The organism is Salinisphaera sp. RV14, assembly GCF_052044135.1.
Taxonomy (GTDB): Bacteria; Pseudomonadota; Gammaproteobacteria; order Nevskiales; family Salinisphaeraceae; genus Salinisphaera.
Genome location: NZ_JBQDYF010000023.1, coordinates 23,097 through 40,186, shown reverse-complemented (window position 1 = coordinate 40,186; position 17,090 = coordinate 23,097). Strand labels below are relative to the sequence as shown.

Below are 17,090 nucleotides of genomic sequence, written 5' to 3'. Positions count from 1 at the left end.
ATCGGAGCTCGCTCATGCAACTCGACAAGATCCATGCCACCGTCGTCACCGGTTTCCTCGGCAGCGGCAAGACCACGCTGCTGTCGAACCTGATCAGGAACGCGACCGACAAGCGCATCGCGGTGATCGTCAACGAATTCGGTGAAATGGATATCGATGCCGAGCTGCTGCGCGGCTGTCCGCTGGCCTGCGACGGCGAGGACGAAGCCGAGGACGGCATCTTCGAGCTGGCCAACGGCTGTATCTGTTGCACGGTCGAGGAAGAGTTCGTGCCGGTGATGAAAAAGCTCATCGAAAAGCGCGACTCGATCGACCATATCGTGATCGAGACCTCCGGCCTGGCCCTGCCCAAGCCATTGGTCCAGGCCTTCAACTGGCCGGAGATCAAGCAGCATTGCACCGTCGATTCGGTGATCGCCGTGCTCGACGGCCCAGCGATCGCGGCCGGCACCTGGGCGGCCGACCCGCAGGCGGTCGCGACCGCGCGTCTGGCCGATACATCGCTGGATCATGATCCGACGCTGGAAGAACTGCTCGACGATCAGCTCGCCGCCGCCGATCTGGTGATCGTGAGCAAGGCCGACCAACTGGACGACCACAGGCGGGGTGCGGTGCGCGCGTGGTTGACCGCGCGCCTGCCGCGACAGGTCAAGGCCCTGTTCATCGAAAACGGCGAAGCCGATCCGGAGCTGCTGACCGGGCTGGATTCGGCCACCGAGGATCGGATCGAGGCGATCGCCACCCATCACGATGCCCACCATGCAGCCGGCGAAGACCACGCCCATGCCCACGACCATTTCGACGCCATGGTCGTGGCCCTCGGCGCGGTCGATAGCCAGCGATTGATCGCCGGCATGCAGCAGCTGATCGGCGAACAGACCATCTATCGCGCCAAGGGCTTCGCGGCGGTCGGCGACAAGCCGATGCGCCAGGTCGTCCAGGCGGTCGGCGAGCGCATCGCGCATTATTTCGATCGCCTCTGGGAGGCCGGCGAGACGCGGGCCACGCGGCTGGTATTCATCGGCCACGATCTGGACCGGGCGCGGATCCGCGAGGTCCTGAGCGCGGCCGAAATCGATGCGGCGGCGACGCCGGCATAGCGGCCCGCTGAGCGCTTCGGCCTGTGCATCTGCTCGCAGCCCAGCCGGGCGGCTTCAGCGACGACGAAGGGATCGTCGATCTCGATCAGTCGCCGGGCGATGTCGTGATCATGGCGGCCGCCGACGGCGTACTGGGCCTGCTGGCCGAAGCCGCCGAGCGTGCCCCGGCCGATAGCCCGAGCCTGCGGCTGGCCAATTGGCGCCACCTGGCCAAGCCGGCGGCGCTGGACCTGTACCGGCACAAGACGCTCGACCGGGCCCGGGTCGTAATCGTGGCCCTGACCGGCGGGCGGTCCTACTGGCCCTACGGCGTCGAGCAGCTCGTCGAATGGGCCGCCGAGGCGCCCGATCGCGAGCTGGTCCTGGTACCCGGTGAGGATGTGCACGACGACGATCTGTTCTCGGCCTCGACCGTCGCCCATGCCCGGGCGCATCGCATCTGGCGCTATCTGCGCGAGGGCGGGGCGGCCAATGCCGATGCGCTGCTGCGCTATGTCGCCGCGGCATTCTTCGACCGGGCATACGACTGGCAGGAGCCGGTGGCTCTGGCCCGGACCGCGGTCTATCACCCCGAGCGCAGCCCGGCGGGATTGGCGGACTGGCAGGGCACCTGGCCTACAGGCTCCGACCGGCCGGTCGCCGTGGTGCTGCTGTATCGCAGCCATCTGCAGAACGGCAACATGGCGGTGTTCGACGGGCTGCTGGATGTGTTGGTGGAGTACGGGCTCAACCCGCTGCCGATCGCCGTGGCCTCGCTCAAGGAAGACGCCTGTCTGGCCGAAGTCGACGCCCTGATTGCGGCGGCGAATGCCCGCGTGGTGCTCAATACCACCGGTTTTGCCCTGCGCGCCGCCACCAATGCTGCGGCCGCTTCCGAGCCGGGCACGGGCCGGGCGATGTTCGCCCGCGATATTCCCGTCTTGCAGCTGGTGCTGGCGAGCACGACCGAAGCCGTCTGGCAGGAAACCAATGCAGGGCTGCGCGGGCGCGATCTGGCGATGTATGTGGTGCTGCCGGAACTCGACGGGCGGATCGTCACCCGGGCGATCGGCTTCAAGAGCCGGGCCTTTCGCAGCGATATCTGCCAGATCGATGTCGTGCGTCATGAGCTGATGCCCGAACGGGCGGCCTTCGTGGCCGAATTCGCCCGCCGATGGGCGCTGCTGCAGAGCCGGCCGAATGCGGATAAACGGGTTGCGCTGGTGCTGGCCAACAACCCGGGCAGCGACGGGCGGATCGGCAACGGGGTCGGCCTGGACACACCGGCGGCCACGCTCAACCTGCTGCGCGCCCTGCGGCGCGCGGGTTATGTCACCGGCGAACTGCCGGCCGATACCGACGCCCTCATGCAGGCGCTGCGTGCCGCGTTGTCGAACGACGTCAGCGCCAATGGCTTCAAGCCGACCTGGCAGAGCCTGGATATCGCGGTCTATGAACGCTGGTTTGCCAGGCTGCCGGATACGGCCCAGGCTGCGGTGCGTGCCCGCTGGGGCGAGCCGAGCGCCGATCCGCGTTATCGCGACGGGCGGATCGAGGTCGCCGGCCTGCGTTTCGGCCATGTTTTCGTCGGGCCGCAGCCGCCGCGGGGCTTCGATATCGACCTCGCGGCCAGTTATCACGATCCGGATCTGGCGCCGCCGCACGGTTATCTGGCGTTCTATGCCTGGCTGCGCGAGGTCTATGCCATCGATGCCCTCGTGCATGTCGGCAAGCACGGCAACCTGGAATGGCTGCCCGGCAAGGCGGTTGCGCTGTCGGACCGTTGCTGGCCGGATATCGTGCTCGGTCCGCTGCCGCAGCTCTACCCGTTCATCGTCAACGATCCGGGCGAGGGAGCCCAGGCCAAGCGGCGCAGCCAGGCGGTGATCATCGATCACATGACGCCGCCGATCGTGCGCGCCGAAAGCCACGGCGCGCTGGCCGAACTGGAAGGCCTGGTGGATGAATACTTCGAGGCGATGGGGCTGGATTCGCGTCGCGAGGATTGGTTGCGCCGCGAGATCCTGGCCCTGGCCCGGCGCAGCCATGTGGCCGAGGAGATCGCCGGCACCGACGGCGACGACGACGCGATCCTCAACCAGCTCGATACCTATATCTGCGACCTGAAGGAGGCCCAGATCCGCGGTGGGCTGCATCGCTTCGGCGAAATGCCCGAGACGCGCCAGCTCGCGGAAACGCTGGTGTCGCTGGTGCGCTTGCCGCGCGGCGAGTCAGCCGCCGATCGCGGCATTCTGCATGCGCTGGCCGAGGATCTGGGGCTCGCCGGTTTCGATCCGCTGGCCGCCCGCGGCGAGCCCTGGACCGGCCCGCGACCGGCCGTGCTCGCGGCACTCGATACGACCACCGGCTGGCGTACCGACTGGCACACCCGGACCCGCCTGGAACAGCTTGCCGTGCAACGGGTCGAGCAGTCGGTGCTGGGCGATGCGCCCTGCGCGATCGGCCCGGCAACGACGGCGCTGCTGAGCTACATGCGCGAGGTCTTGCTGCCGGCCCTGAAACAGGGCGTGGCCGATGAAATCGAACACACGCTGGCCGGCCTTGCCGGCCGGTTCGTCCCGCCCGGGCCGAGCGGGGCGCCGACCCGCGGCCGGCTGGATACGCTGCCGACCGGGCGCAATTTCTATGCCGTGGACAGTCGCGCGATCCCGACCCGCACCGCCTGGGCGCTCGGCCAAGCCTCGGCCGATGCGCTGGTGCGGCGTCATCTTCAGGATCACGGCGACTACCCGCGCGAGATCGGCCTGTCGGTCTGGGGGACCGCCACCATGCGCACCGGCGGCGACGACATCGCCCAGGCATTCGCGTTGATGGGCGTGCGTCCGATCTGGGCCGCCGGCTCCAACCGGGTGGTGGATTTCGAGATTCTGCCGGCGTTCCAGTTGGGCCGGCCGCGGGTGGATGTGACGCTGCGGGTGTCGGGCTTCTTCCGGGACGCCTTCGCCAATCTCATCCGGTTGTTCGATGCCGCGGTGCAAAAGCTCGCCGTGCTCGATGAGCCGGGCGAGACCAATACCCTTCGGCAACGCATCGAAGCGCGCAGCGCTGAACTGATCGCGCAGGGTAGCGAGCGCGACGAGGCCGCGCGCCAGGCGGCCTTTCGCGTGTTCGGTTCCAAACCGGGGGCCTACGGCGCGGGCGTGTCTGAAGTCATCAACGCCGGACAGTGGCAGGGTTCGCAGGATCTGGCCAATGCCTATATCCAGCGCGGCGGTTACGCCTACGGCCAGCACGTGCATGGCGAACAGGCCCACGAGGCCTTCGTCGACCGGCTGGGCCGGATCGAGGCGGTGGTGCATAACCAGGACAATCGCGAGCACGATATTCTGGACTCGGCCGACTACTACAGCTTTCAGGGTGGGATGGCGAACGCGGCGGGTGCGGCCCGCGGCGGCGCGAGGCCGGCGATCTATCATGCCGACCACAGCAATCCCGCGGCGCCCCGGGTGCGGACCCTGGCCGAGGAGGTCGGCCGGGTGGTGCGCAGCCGGGTGACCAATCCGAAATGGATCGCCGCCATGCAGCGCCATGGTTACAAGGGTGCTTTCGAGATGGCGGCGAGCGTGGATTACCTGTTCGCCTACGGCGCCACCGCGGACGTGGTCAGCGATTACCAGTACGCCGCCGTCGCGGAGGCCCTGATTCTCGACCAGGCCAACCGCGCCTTCGTCGAGCAGCACAATCCGCAGGCCCTGCGCGACATGGCCGAGCGCATGCTCGAGGCCATGCAGCGCGATCTCTGGCAGCAGCCGGGAGATTACCGCCCGGCGCTGGAGGCGGTGCTGCTGGACGCCGAGGCCGGTTTCGAGCGCCCCTTGCAGTAGCAACGCATCCCGAACGGCCGCGGCCGGAACAATGCCCGTCGTGGGCCGGCAGCGGATCATGGCGCGGCGTCTCCTATCAATCCCGGTTGGTAATTCCCCGGATTGGCTCGCCGCTTGAATGCGTTAGCGTGAGAGCAGGCGATGCGGCGGCTTCCCGGCGCAGTCCGGCAACGGTATCGAGGTATGTCACGACAGACCCGAGCCGGGCCGGTTCAGGCGTCATCGATGCCGTTCCTGCCGCTGTAACCCGCGGGACGCGTGCGTTCGTTTCGCCGCGGCGACGTCAGCAACACGGAGTGTTCCATGTCGGATGATCAACCGGACAAGAAACCCAGCCGCGTACGCTCGCTCAGGATGATCGATATGCAGGCCGGCGGCGATGTCAGCCGTATCGTGCTCAGTGGCGTCGAGGCTTTGCCGGGCAATACCGTGCACGAGCAGCAGCAATATCTGGAAGCCAACGGCGATGGCCTGCGCCGCCTGTTGCTGTCCGAGCCCTACGGCGACCCGGCGATGTCGGTGAACCTGATCGTACGGCCGTGCCATCCCGACGCCGAGGCCGGCTACATCATCATGGAAGCCATGGGTTACCCCATGTATTCCGGCTCCAACACGATCTGTACCGCGACCGCATTGCTGCAAAGCGGTCGCATCCCGATCGAAGACAGCCAGCAGACGGTTTTGCTGGAGTCGCCGGCCGGCATCGCCCGCGTGCAGGCGCGATGTGCCGACGGCTTCGTTCAGTCGGTCACGACCCAGGGCGAGGCGGCCTATCTGGCAGTCCCGGATATGGAAGCCGAGGTGCCACGCTACGGCAGGGTTTGCTACAACGTCGTCTGGAGCGGCGGGTTTTACGCGATGATCGATGCACAAGCGCTGGGTTTTCAGTTGGTTCGCGACGAGGAACCGGCACTGGCGGCCTTTGCCGACGCTTTCGTCAAGACCGTACGTCCGGAATTCATCGAGAATCATCCCGAGTTGGATGCTGTGACGCCGCTGCCGTTCGTGCATTTCATGCGTACGGCGCATGCGGTCGATGGCGGTTTTCGCGCCCGCGGCGCCACCTATGTTCACCCGGGGGTGATCTGTCGCAGCCCCACCGGCACCGGCACCTCCGCGCGCATCGCGCTGATGGCGGAACGCGGCCAGATCCGGGACGGGCAATGGCTGGAAACGCTCTCGCCGCGCGACAGCAGTTTTATCGGCACCCTGCTTGGTCAGACCACGGTGAACGGACAGCGCGGCTGGGACACCCACATCACCGGCCGGGCCTGGACCCTGACCCGGTCCCGGGTCGAAGTCGAGCTCGACGACCCTCTGGTCGATACCGCCGACCTGGAAAATATTCTGGTCGAACCGGGTTAGCGCGGGGTTTCGCGGTCACGGTTTCGCGCATTTTTACGAGTGCTGCGACAGCCCGGCTGTCGCGCAGAATTCGATGACACGAGTTGCACCATGAGTACCCGGGTTGCGGACACAGGCCAAGACAACGAATCCGACGGCGTTGCACTGACCACATCGGGGATTCGCCGATCAGTGGCCGCGGCGGCCATGGGTAATGCCATGGAGTGGTTCGATTTCGGCGTGTACGGCTATCTCGCCACTATCTCGCCACGACGGTCGGCGATCTTTTCTTTCACGGCCAGGGCGGTTCGTTACTCAAGTCCTTCGGCGTATTCGCGATATCTTTTCTGGCACGGCCGTTGGGCGGTCTTTTCTTCGGCCCGTTGGGTGATCGCATCGGGCGCAGCAAGGTGCTGGTGATAACCATTCTCATGATGGCCGCCGGGACCACGGCTGTCGGTGTGCTGCCGACCTACCAGACCATCGGCGTCTGGGCCCCGGTTCTGTTGATCGTCACCCGCCTGGTTCAGGGGTTCTCGACCGGCGGCGAGTACGGTGGCGCGGCGACTTTCATCGTGGAATCGTCCCCCGACGACAGCCGTGGTTTTCTGTCCAGTTTTCTCGAATTCGGCACGTTGGGAGGCTACACCCTCGGCGCCGGGCTGGTGACCGTGATGACCGTCTCGCTACCGGATTCGGCGATGCACAGCTGGGGCTGGCGCGTTCCGTTTCTATGTGCAGCGCCCCTGGGCCTGTTCGGGCTCTATCTGCGACTCAAGCTGGAAGACAGCGCGGCATTTTCATCGGCGGCCGAAAAAGGCGAAACGTCCCGCTCGCCGCTACGCGAGATCTTCACCGAACACTGGCGGCGGATGCTGCAGTGCATCGGTTTGGTGGTGCTGCTGAACGTGGCGTATTACACCGTACTGACCTATCTGCCGAGCTATTTCGAGAAACATCTGAATTTCTCCAGCACGCAATCGCTGGAACTGCTGATCGCGGTGTATATCGGCATGATGCTCGTCATCGCGCTCGTCGGCTGGCTGTCGGACCGCGTGGGCCGCAAGCCGGTGATCATGGCATCGTGCATTGGCTTCCTGTTGCTCGCCTATCCGGCCTTCTGGATGTTTCAGTTGCATGGCATGGTCGATACGGCCGTGGGGCTGGCGATTCTGGCGATTCTGGTGGTGTTGCTATCCGGCACCATGCCCGCCACTTTGCCCGCTATTTTCCCGACCCGTATCCGTTATGGCGGGTTTGCGATCTCGTACAACCTGTCGACATCCGCGATTGGCGGCACGGCGCCTTTCGTGATCACGGCGCTCATCGGCGCAACCGGCAATCTTTATATGCCCGCGTTCTATCTGATGGTCGCCGCTGCGGTTGCGCTGCTGACGTTGTTCACGGTCAAGGAAACGGCTGGCCAGCCACTGGCCGGTTCCGCAAGCCTGCGTAGTGCGCGCGGACATCGGAGGCGGGGCAAACGCTGAGCGCGTGCTGATCCAGCCGCGCAGCCGGCCGCCCAAGCGCCGTTACCAGTCCGCCTGCGACGGGGACGTCGATTCCTTTCCCCGCAGCCCGGGCGTGGCGCCGCGTGAAACCGGAGGTTGGCACATGATGCACGGCCACCGGGCGTGTGGCCGGTCTTTGGCGCCTATTGGCGTGGGCGCTTAGGGCCCGGCGGTCACGCGCGCAATCTGATCGAGCAGCTGATCGGGGTCGACCGGTTTGTGCAGGAATGCAGCGGCCCCGCCGGCCCGGGCCTGACGCGCGTCATCTTCGCGGCCACTGCCCGTCAGGAAGACAATCGGCGGATCCGAGGTCTGCGTGCGCATCATGCGTTGGAGTTCGAGGCCGCTCATGCCCGGCAGCTCGATGTCGAGCAGAATACAGCCGGGCCGACCGGCGGCTGCTCGCTTGAGGTAGGCCTCGGCCGATCCGTAGCTGGCACATACGTAGCCCGCGGCCGCCAGAAGCATTTCCAGGGAGGCACAGAGGCCGGCATCGTCATCGACGACGATGACCGTTGTTTTCGTGTCGTCGAACATCGCCCGCGCTGAATCGGAATATTTATTGCCAATACGTCTATGTCGGCCTCTGAATGCGGCCGCTTGAACCGCCCTGGAAACAGGGGCGCCCCGGCCCGCCCGGCCACGCCGGGCCGGACGGAAAGAAACCGTGCGGCGCGCGAAAAGCCTCAACCCAGTTTACCTTCGACGGCGCAGGTTGGAAGGCGGACGAAGAAGGTGGCGCCGTGGTCGAGCGTCGATTCCGCCCAGATCCGGCCGCCGTGCCCCTCCACGATCGAGCGTGCCAGCGACAGTCCCAGCCCGGTGCCTTCGAGCTTGGAGGTGTAGAACGAATCGAAGATACGTCCGAGCTTCTGGCGGGGAATGCCTTCGCCGGAGTCCGTCAGGCCGAACTCCACCTCATCATCGACCAGACGTGTTCGGATCGTCAGGTTCCGGCGTCCCCGATCCACCGACTCCATGGCATCGACTGCGTTGACGATCAGATTGATGATCACCTGTTCGATCTGGATCGGGGTGCACTGGATCGCCGGCAGCGGCGAATACAAATCGAGATGGGTATCGATGTGGTTCTTGCGGACCAGGCTTTCGACCAGGGCCAGCGCCTGGTGTATCAACGTGTTCAAGTCGCTGTTGCTGGTCTCGCGGTCGCCGACGAAATCGCGCGTGACCGTGACGATCTCGCTTGCATGCTGGACTTGTTCCGCAATCTTGCCCAACGTGGGTGTGACCTGATCGATGGGCCGCCCGGCATGCAGCATGCGCTTGATGGCGCCTGCGTAGTTGTTGATCGAATTCAGCGGCTGCTTGATGTCGTGCACCAGGGTGGTGGTCAATTCGCCGAGCGTCGCCAGTCGCTGCATGTAGACCAGGCTGGCTTGCCGGTCGATATGGTCGAATGCCCGGCGGCCGTCGGCTTCATTTTCGCGTAGAAGAAGACACAGCTCGGGCGCGGTATCGTCGCTGACCCGGTCGTGGCTGAACTGGGGAATGAGGCTGACCGTAAAGCCGTGAACCCGGCCGGCGGTGTCCGTATGGGTCACGTGCGATGTCGCCTCTCGCCCGGCCATGGCGGCCGCCAGGCAGGGGCGAAGCTCGGCGTAGGTGGCCGGGCCAAAGATCTGTTCCAGTTTATGGCCGGTAATGTCCTGCGGCGTGTGCCCGAACAGGGCACTGAATGCCTGATTGGCGAAATGGAATGTTTCGCTCGCATCGGCGTAGGCCACCATCTGCGGTATGGAATCGGCCAGCGATTCCAGCCGCGCCTGGGCCTGTACGACGTACAGGTGGGCCAGTTTTTGTTCGGTAATGTCGCGTTCGATCCCGATCCAGCGTACGGGCCGGTTTTCGTCGTCGCGTATCACGGTGCCGTTGCTGGCGAACCAGCGAATATTGCCGTCGCGATGACGGATACGATAGTGCAGCCCCCCGTCACCGCGGGCCACGCGCCGATCGATCGCGCTGAATCGTTCGCGGTCCGGCGCGATGACGCGTTCCTCCCAGGCCTGCAATGAATTGGGGAATTGTTCGGGCTCGAAACCCAGCAAATGCTTCAACCGGTCCGATATGTAGATGTGGTCGGGCTGGGCATCCTGGGTCATCGGGTCGAGCGCCATATCCCACATGCCGCCGTTGATCGCGCCCATGGCCAGATCCAGGCGCTGTTCGCTCTCGGCCGAGGCCAGAGAAGCCTGCTTGATCTCGGTGATGTCGGCGAAGGTGATCACGACGCCGTTGATGGCGTTGTCCTGCGTGCGGTACGGCACGATACGGCGCAGAAACCACTCGCCATGCCGGGTCTGGACTTCGCGCTCGCGCTGGCTCAGCTCGCGCATGACGTTCTCGGCATCGGCTGCCAGTGCCGGATCGTCGAATTTCAGCGAGATATCGCTCAGTGGGCGGCCGATATCCGATGTGATCAGACTCAGCAACCCCTTGATCGCGGGCGTGAAACGCTTGATGCAGAGCGCTTTGTCGAGAAACAGCGTCGCGACGTTCGTGCCGGCGAACAGGTTTTCCAGGTCATTGTGGGCGGTTTCCAGCTCGGCGACCTTGTTTTCGAGCTCGGTGTTGACTGTGGTCAGCTCCTCGTTGACCGACTGCAATTCCTCCTTCGAGGTTTCGAGTTCCTCGTTGGTCGATTGCAATTCCTCGTTCATGGAGAGGATCTCTTCGTTCGAACCCTTGAGATCCTCGTTCGAGGCCTCCAGCGCCTGAATGGTGGTGTTCAGTTCATTCCGGGTCGCTTCCAGTTCATCGGCCAGTTGCTGCTGCTCGTGGTCGCTGGTGGCGCCCGGTTTGGTGCGCGCCGCTGTCTTGAGGCGTTCGAAGGTGACAAACAGAAGCCCCCGTGCCGAGGCCGGGCGATGCAGCGGGCGGGCGGTGATACGAACCGCGTAGTCGTCGTCGTCATGGGGCACCGCGGTGACGTCGCATTGGCTGTCGTCGCGAAAGGCGCGGTGGATAATGGCGCGCAGATGGCTGCGGTACTCCTCGCGCACCATGTCCATGAGCGATAGCGAAGACGGGCCGAACGGCAGGGTGAGAAAATCGCGCGTCGGCCCGTAGCTGCAAAGGATATCGAGTTTGCGGTTGATCAGTACGCAAGCCGGGACGAATTCACGCAGCAGGATCGAGCGCGCGAGTTCCTGGGCGTCGTCGTGCGGGGCGGTGCTCTGGCGTGGGGTGCGCGGTTCATCGCCCGATCGCCCGGGACCGGCGCCCGGAGCGAACGGGAGGTCGGCGCGCGACGCGTATTGCGTGGTGGCGCGCTTGAACAGGCGGCTGGCGGCGTCGAGCGGCTCGAAAAGATCGACCTGGCCGGCGACCGTTTCCGAGGAGCCGAGAAACAGCAACCCGTTGGGTTTGAGAGCGAAATGAAAGGTCGCGATGACCCGTTGCTGCGTCTCCGGGGCCAGATACATGAGCAGATTCCTGCAGCTGATCAGGTCCAGCCGGGAATAGGGGGGATCCTCGATCATGTTCTGGGCGGCGAAGACGACCATCTCGCGCAGGCCGCGCTTGACCCGGTAGTGATCGTCGATCTTGTCGAAGTAGGTGCGCAGCTGACGCTGGGTGAGATCGGCACTGATCGACTCCGGGTACACGCCGGCGCGCGCCTGCGCCAGGGCCCGCGTATCGATATCGCTCGCGAACACGATGAAGTTGTACTCGCGGCCGGTCTCGCGTATCGCCTCGTCCAGCGCGAACGCAATGGAATAAGCTTCCTCACCGGTCGCGCAACCGGGGACCCAGGCGCGGATCGTATCCGCCGCGTCGCGATCCTTTAACAAGGCCGACAGCCCGTCGCAGCGCAGTGCGTCATAGGCGGCTGTATCGCGAAAGAAATCGGTCACGCTGATCAGGAAGTCCTGGGTTAGATTGGCGCGTTCGCTGGCATCCTTCTCCAGTCGGGCGAGATACGCCTGTGGGTCGCGCGCGCCCAGCAGCCCCATGCGCCGCCGGATACGACGCTTGAGCATGTTGGGCTTGTACGGGAAAAAATCGCGCCTGTTTTCGTTCCTGCGCAGCAGATCCAGCGCTTGATGCAGGATCCTGTCCCCGATTTCGATATCCGGCGGCCCGGTATCGCCGGGGCGCGGTCGATGGTTGTCGGTGCCGGTCGCGCCGGGCGGTAATGGCGGCATCTTGATGTTGTGCCGCAGGTGGTTGCACAGCGGCTCGATGAGCGCGCGCGTTTCCAGCACGTAATCCGGCGATGCCAGTTCCATGGCCGCTCGCGGCATGTGGCCGAATTCCGCGGTTTCCGGGTCCTGCGCCAGGGCCAGGCCGCCGTGCAGCTTGATGGCCTTGAGCCCCAGGGCGCCGTCCTGTCCGCTGCCCGACAGGATGACCCCGACCGCTCGCGAACCCTGTTCCTGCGCCAGTGCGCGCAGAAAACCATCGATTACCGTCGGCGCAGGCTCCTGGTTTTTCGGCAGCAGCCGAAGCTGCGCGCCCTCGATCCCCAGCGCACATCCCTCGGGCATGACATACACATGATCGGGTGTGACCGTCATGCGGTCCTCGATCGTCACCACGGGCAACGCGGTGGCGCGGCCGAGCAGGCTCGGCAGCTGCGAGGTATGCCGGCTCGACAGATGCTGAAGCACCACGAAAGCGGCGCCGGTGCCGGCGGGTATGCCGCCCAGCAACGTGGAGATCTGACGCAGGCCACCGGCGGAAGCGCCGATCGCTACGATGGGTGTCGTGGTGGCGGCCCCGGAGGGCACATTGTCCATATTAGTTCCTTTCGAACGGATACCCGGTCGGGTGTCGCGCCGGGATCGTTCTTGCAGCCGCTCGACCCCGCAGGGCCGACAAGAAGATCATCCCACTCGATTATGCTGCTGAAGCCGACCGCAGTGCGTCGGGCGTCGCCTTGAGGGATCGGCCTCGGCCGGGTCACCGGCTGGCCATCGTCCGGCCCCGACGAAATGCGCGGGCGGCGCGCCTGGGCTGTTGTGACCGTTTTCAACGTGATGAAGCTCGAGTGCGTGCGGCACGGTCCTGTCGATGCGGGCAAGAACCGGGTTCGCGGGGCATGAGAAAGACGGCCTCGCCGGACGCGACCCATGCATGACGCGTTGGTGGCAAAAAATGCCTGCAGCGTTCCAATGCAGCTTCCACTGTGCCGCGTGCGCCCCCAGGTTACAATTGTCGTGAAAATGCAATGGACTAATGGACTAGGCAGTATTCCGCATGGCGGCTCATTGCGGTGTATGTCTGTCGAACGAAGCACGGGGCTGCGCTCATCGATACGGCGTCCCCCGGTGCCGCGCCGGGCACGAAAAATTGCCGCCAATCCATGGCGCGAGCCCGGCCGGCACGGGGCCATATCCTTGCGCGCCATACGGCGCGGCGCGCTGCTGTTGTTATCACTCGCATTGGCGACTACCGTGTGCACGGCCCCGCCCTCAACGAGCGAGACAGGCAATCATGACCGATAGCTGCTGCGGCTGTAACGCTGGCGACCTGAGCCAGGCGTCCGGCGCCCAACGACGCGCCCTGATTGTGGCGTTGGTCATCAATGCGTTCATGTTCGTCGCCGAGATGAGTGTCGGGCTCTGGGGGCACTCGAGCGCGCTACAGGCCGATTCGGTCGATATGCTGATCGACGCCGTGGGCCTGGGGATCGGATTGTTCGCGCTCAACCGCACGCTTCGTGCCCGTGCCCGCGCCGGATTCACGAACGCCTTCATCGAACTGGTACTTGCGGCCGGCATCGGTGCCCAATTGATTCACCAGATCGTGATCGGCGCCTTGCCGGTCGCGGCTGTCATGATCGGCATGGGCGCCGTGGCGCTGGTGGCAAACCTGGCCGCCGCCGGTCTGTTGCTGCGCTATCGCCATGAAGATATCAATATGCGGGCGATGTGGCTGTGCACGCGCAACGATGCCATCGGCAATGCCGCGACCATCGGCGCGGGCGTTCTGGTGCTCGCGGTGGGTGTGCCGTGGCCTGATTGGATCGTGGGCGCGTTGGTCGTGCTGTTGTTTGCCTATACGGCCATCGGGATGCTGCGCGAGGCCTGGGTCGAGCTGCAATCGCAATCAGCGACGAACGCATAGTCCGCCACATGCCGGGGTTGTCGGCGGTTCGCGCGGGGCCGCGCCGCGCCCAGGCGAGTGTCCGCCGAAGGGCAGGGCGACACCGCGTTCGTCGCGCCCCGGGCTCGCAAGCGTGGGGCGTCTGTCGGGCGATGCCGGCCCATCAACGCGACGAACGCCCGGCAAGCAGTTTATAGAGCACGGGCAGGAATAGCAGCACCAGCGGAATCTGCACCAGCAGACCGGAGATGATGGCGATGGCCAACGGGCGCTGCATGCCCGACCCCTGGCCCAGCCCGAATGCCAGCGGCATCAGCGCCAGTGCGAAGGCCAGTGCGCTCATCACGATCGGCCGCATCCGGTTGCGCCCGGCGCGGATCAGGTTCCAGGCCAGGGGCAGATCATTCCTGATCAGGCGTAGCTCCGAGAAGTAGAAGATCGCGATTTCGGTGACGATGCCGATGACCATGGTCATGCCCATCATGGCGGTGATATTGAGTTCGACGCCGGTGACCCAGAGGCCGATGAATACCGCGCTGGCAGCCAGTAGCGGCTGGATCAGAATCGCCAGCGCCACGCGGAAACGCTCATAGAGAAACAGCAGCAGCAGGAATATCAATGCCACCGCGGCCACAAAGACCGTGATCAGGCCCTTGAAGGCCTGTTGCTGCTGCTTGTACAGCCCGCCAAGTTGATAGTAAACGCTGTCGGGAATAAGGTCCGGTTTCTGCAGCACCTGCTTGACATCGGCCACGGTCGAGCCCAGGGAGCGTCCGCTGATGCGGGCGGTCACCGCCACGTCGCTCTTGAGGTTGTAGCGGGTCAGTTGCGGCTGGCCGGAAACGATCCGCACGTTGGCCACCCGTGCCAAGGGGACGAGGTGGCCGTCCGGTGCCCGCAGCAGCATCTTGCCAATTGTGTTCACCTGGTCGCGCTGGTTTTTCGGTATCCAGACCCGCACGCCGACGAACTTGACGCCCTTGCGCACCTGCGTCGTGACGACGCCGCTCAGATAGGCTTGCAACTGCTGGGTGACGGCCCGGGGTGACAATCCCTCGACGGCGGCCTTGATCCGGTCGACGTGAATCGTCAACGCCGCACCGGCGATCACGACCCCGTCCTTGACACCCACAACGCCGTTGACCTTGCCGATGGCCTGCGCCACTCGGCCGGCGACCCGGCGCAGCTGGCTCTCATCGTTGCCGAACAGCCGGATATCGATGGGTTCGGGCACCGAGGTGAGATCGCCGATTTCGTCCTCGATGAGCTGATACAAATCGATGTCCAGGCCCGGCACCTGTTGCTGGATCGCCTGGCGAACCTGGGCCATCACCGCTTCCGTCGAGGGGCGTGGTAACGGCGTGAGCCGTGCGAACAGGTCGCCGGAATTGGTCGTGGTCATGGCGCCGCCCAACTGCGCCCCCTGGCGCCGCGACCAGGTTTGCACATACGGGTTTTTCTTCAATATCTCGGCCACCTGCATCATCAGACGGTTGGTTTCGGCCAGCGATGTACCGGGCGCCGAGCGGTAATCGAGCGTGAACCCGCCTTCGTCCATGGTGGGCATGAAGCCCGAGCCGACGTTGGAAAACGCGACATAGGCGAGTACCAGCAGCGGTACCAGGCCGGCCAGTACCCATGCGGGGCGCCGTAACAGCCGCACCATGAGCTTGGTATAGCCGCGGTTGACCCGGCGCGTGATCCAGCCGAGCTTCTCGCGCTCGGTATCCCTGGGGCCCAGCATGAAGTCGGCGAGCAGGGGCACCACCAGCCACGCCACCAGAAACGAGATGAACAGGGCGACCGCCATCGTCAGCGACAGCGCCTTGAAGAATGCGCCGGTCACACCGCTTAGAAACGCCAGCGGCAGGAAGATGATGATGGTGGAGGCCGAGGAGCCGATCTGCGGATGGGTGAACTCGCGGGCGGCGGCGAGCACGCGCTCGATGCCGTGTTCGCCTGTTTCCTGCACCCGACGCACCACCTGCTCGATCATCACGATCACGTCGTCAATGATCAGGCCGACCGCAGCCGCCATGCCGCCCAGCGTCATGATATTGAGCGTCATGCCGAGCGTGTACAGCGCCAGCATGGTCGCCGCCAGCACGGCCGGCACCGCAATGATCGCGACCAGCGTGATCTTCCAGCTGCGCAGGAACACCAGCAGCACGACGGCGGCCAGGATGATGCCGATGACAATCGCCTCGACGACGCTGCTTCGGGAAACGCTGACCAGCTGGCTCTGGTCGTACCACTGATGCAGTTTTACCCCCGCCGGGATCTGCGGTTGAAACTGTTTCAATCGCGCCGCGAGGTCGCGCGAGAGTTTGATCACGCTCGCGCCGGGCTGCTGGTAGACATTCACCAGCACGGCCTGTTTGCCGTCGGCGGTAAAACGGGTGTATTTGGGTGCGGTTGCCCGACGCACCCGGGCGACGTCTTCGAGCTGTACCTGGCCGTCACTGCCGCTCCTGAGCACCGTGTGGCGGATTTGTTCCAGGCTCTGGAACCGGGTGTCGGAAACCTCGAGATACAGTTTGTAGTGATCCTGTACACGCCCGACCGCCGTGAGCACGTTCGATGCCGACAGCGCCCGGGCCACATCGCCGATGGAAAGGCCGAGCGCATTGAGCCGCGCCGGCTCCACGTTCACCCGGTATTCCGCCACATCGCCGCCCTGTACGGTGACCTTGGCCACCCCGGACACGCTGGATAGAAAAGGCGCCATCTGATACTTCGCCAGATCGCGCAGTTTGATCTGGCTGACATCGGCCGAGGTCAGGCTATACGCGATAACGCCGGTATAGTTGGACGGGTACATGCGTTTCGCGGTGAAGTGCGTGCCCGCCGGCAGGCCGGACTTGATCTGGTTGATCGCCGATTCCACCTGCAACAGCGCGTTGACCATGTCGTGGCCCCAATCGAAATCGATCGAGATATCGGTGCTGCCGCGGCTGGTCGTCGAGCGCACGGCGCGTACCCCGGGTACGGCGCGAACCGCGCGTTCGACCGGGCGCGTGACGCGCAGCATCATCTCCTGCGCCGGACGCGCGCCGGCATCCAGCGATACCCGGACCCGCGGGAAGGCCACCTGTGGAAACAGCGCCGCCGGCAACTGGAAAAGACTGGCGGCCCCGCTCAGCGCCAACAACGCCAGCAGAAAAAGAACCGAGCGGCGGTGGCTCTGGACCCAAGTAGCGAAATTCATGAAGAGCTCCCCATCTCCCTACCATCCGAGCGCT

The 17,090-nt window shown here is 65.0% G+C and carries 8 protein-coding genes; 5 read left to right on the top strand and 3 right to left on the bottom strand.

Going from position 1 to position 17,090, the window contains the following annotated elements:
- Positions 1 to 14 precede the first annotated feature (14 nt).
- The 4 genes from cobW (at position 15) to ACS8Y6_RS16345 (ending at position 7,758) form a co-directional block, all read left to right on the top strand.
- Positions 15 to 1,100, top strand: a complete 1,086-nt coding sequence (gene cobW, locus ACS8Y6_RS16360; RefSeq protein WP_440856037.1) for a cobalamin biosynthesis protein CobW — start codon at positions 15 to 17, stop codon at positions 1,098 to 1,100.
- 23 nt (positions 1,101 to 1,123) lie between these two features.
- On the top strand, positions 1,124 to 4,924 hold the full coding sequence (cobN, locus tag ACS8Y6_RS16355) for a cobaltochelatase subunit CobN (protein ID WP_440856036.1): 3,801 nt from the start codon (positions 1,124 to 1,126) through the stop codon (positions 4,922 to 4,924).
- A gap of 303 nt (positions 4,925 to 5,227) precedes the next feature.
- The gene (locus ACS8Y6_RS16350) at positions 5,228 to 6,289 is read left to right on the top strand and encodes a proline racemase family protein (protein ID WP_440856035.1); all 1,062 of its coding nucleotides are present in this window, start codon (positions 5,228 to 5,230) and stop codon (positions 6,287 to 6,289) included.
- Between the two features lie 203 nt (positions 6,290 to 6,492).
- On the top strand, positions 6,493 to 7,758 hold the full coding sequence (locus ACS8Y6_RS16345) for an MFS transporter (protein ID WP_440856034.1): 1,266 nt from the start codon (positions 6,493 to 6,495) through the stop codon (positions 7,756 to 7,758).
- Between the two features lie 180 nt (positions 7,759 to 7,938).
- On the opposite strand, the gene ACS8Y6_RS16340 is transcribed toward ACS8Y6_RS16345, so the two are convergent.
- The gene (locus ACS8Y6_RS16340) at positions 7,939 to 8,316 is read right to left on the bottom strand and encodes a response regulator transcription factor (RefSeq protein ID WP_440856033.1); all 378 of its coding nucleotides are present in this window, start codon (positions 8,314 to 8,316) and stop codon (positions 7,939 to 7,941) included.
- Positions 8,317 to 8,465: 149 nt separating this feature from the next.
- Complete coding sequence (locus tag ACS8Y6_RS16335) at positions 8,466 to 12,539, bottom strand: CheR family methyltransferase (RefSeq protein WP_440856032.1); 4,074 nt, start codon at positions 12,537 to 12,539, stop codon at positions 8,466 to 8,468.
- A gap of 697 nt (positions 12,540 to 13,236) precedes the next feature.
- Between ACS8Y6_RS16335 and ACS8Y6_RS16330 the strand changes: the two genes are divergently transcribed.
- On the top strand, positions 13,237 to 13,869 hold the full coding sequence (locus ACS8Y6_RS16330; protein ID WP_440856031.1) for a cation transporter: 633 nt from the start codon (positions 13,237 to 13,239) through the stop codon (positions 13,867 to 13,869).
- Between the two features lie 142 nt (positions 13,870 to 14,011).
- On the opposite strand, the gene ACS8Y6_RS16325 is transcribed toward ACS8Y6_RS16330, so the two are convergent.
- A complete protein-coding gene (locus tag ACS8Y6_RS16325) occupies positions 14,012 to 17,056 on the bottom strand; it encodes an efflux RND transporter permease subunit (protein ID WP_440856030.1) in 3,045 nt (1,014 codons plus the stop codon).
- Between the last annotated feature and the right edge of the window lie 34 nt (positions 17,057 to 17,090).

Excerpts from the sequence above, each read along its gene's own strand:
- ACS8Y6_RS16325 (WP_440856030.1), bottom strand. The coding sequence starts at position 17,056 with ATGAATTTCGCTACTTGGGTCCAGAGCCACCGCCGCTCGGTTCTTTTT.
- cobW (WP_440856037.1), top strand. The coding sequence starts at position 15 with ATGCAACTCGACAAGATCCATGCCACCGTCGTCACCGGTTTCCTCGGC.
- ACS8Y6_RS16330 (WP_440856031.1), top strand. The coding sequence starts at position 13,237 with ATGACCGATAGCTGCTGCGGCTGTAACGCTGGCGACCTGAGCCAGGCG.
- ACS8Y6_RS16340 (WP_440856033.1), bottom strand. The coding sequence starts at position 8,316 with ATGTTCGACGACACGAAAACAACGGTCATCGTCGTCGATGACGATGCC.
- ACS8Y6_RS16350 (WP_440856035.1), top strand. The coding sequence starts at position 5,228 with ATGTCGGATGATCAACCGGACAAGAAACCCAGCCGCGTACGCTCGCTC.
- ACS8Y6_RS16335 (WP_440856032.1), bottom strand. The coding sequence starts at position 12,539 with ATGGACAATGTGCCCTCCGGGGCCGCCACCACGACACCCATCGTAGCG.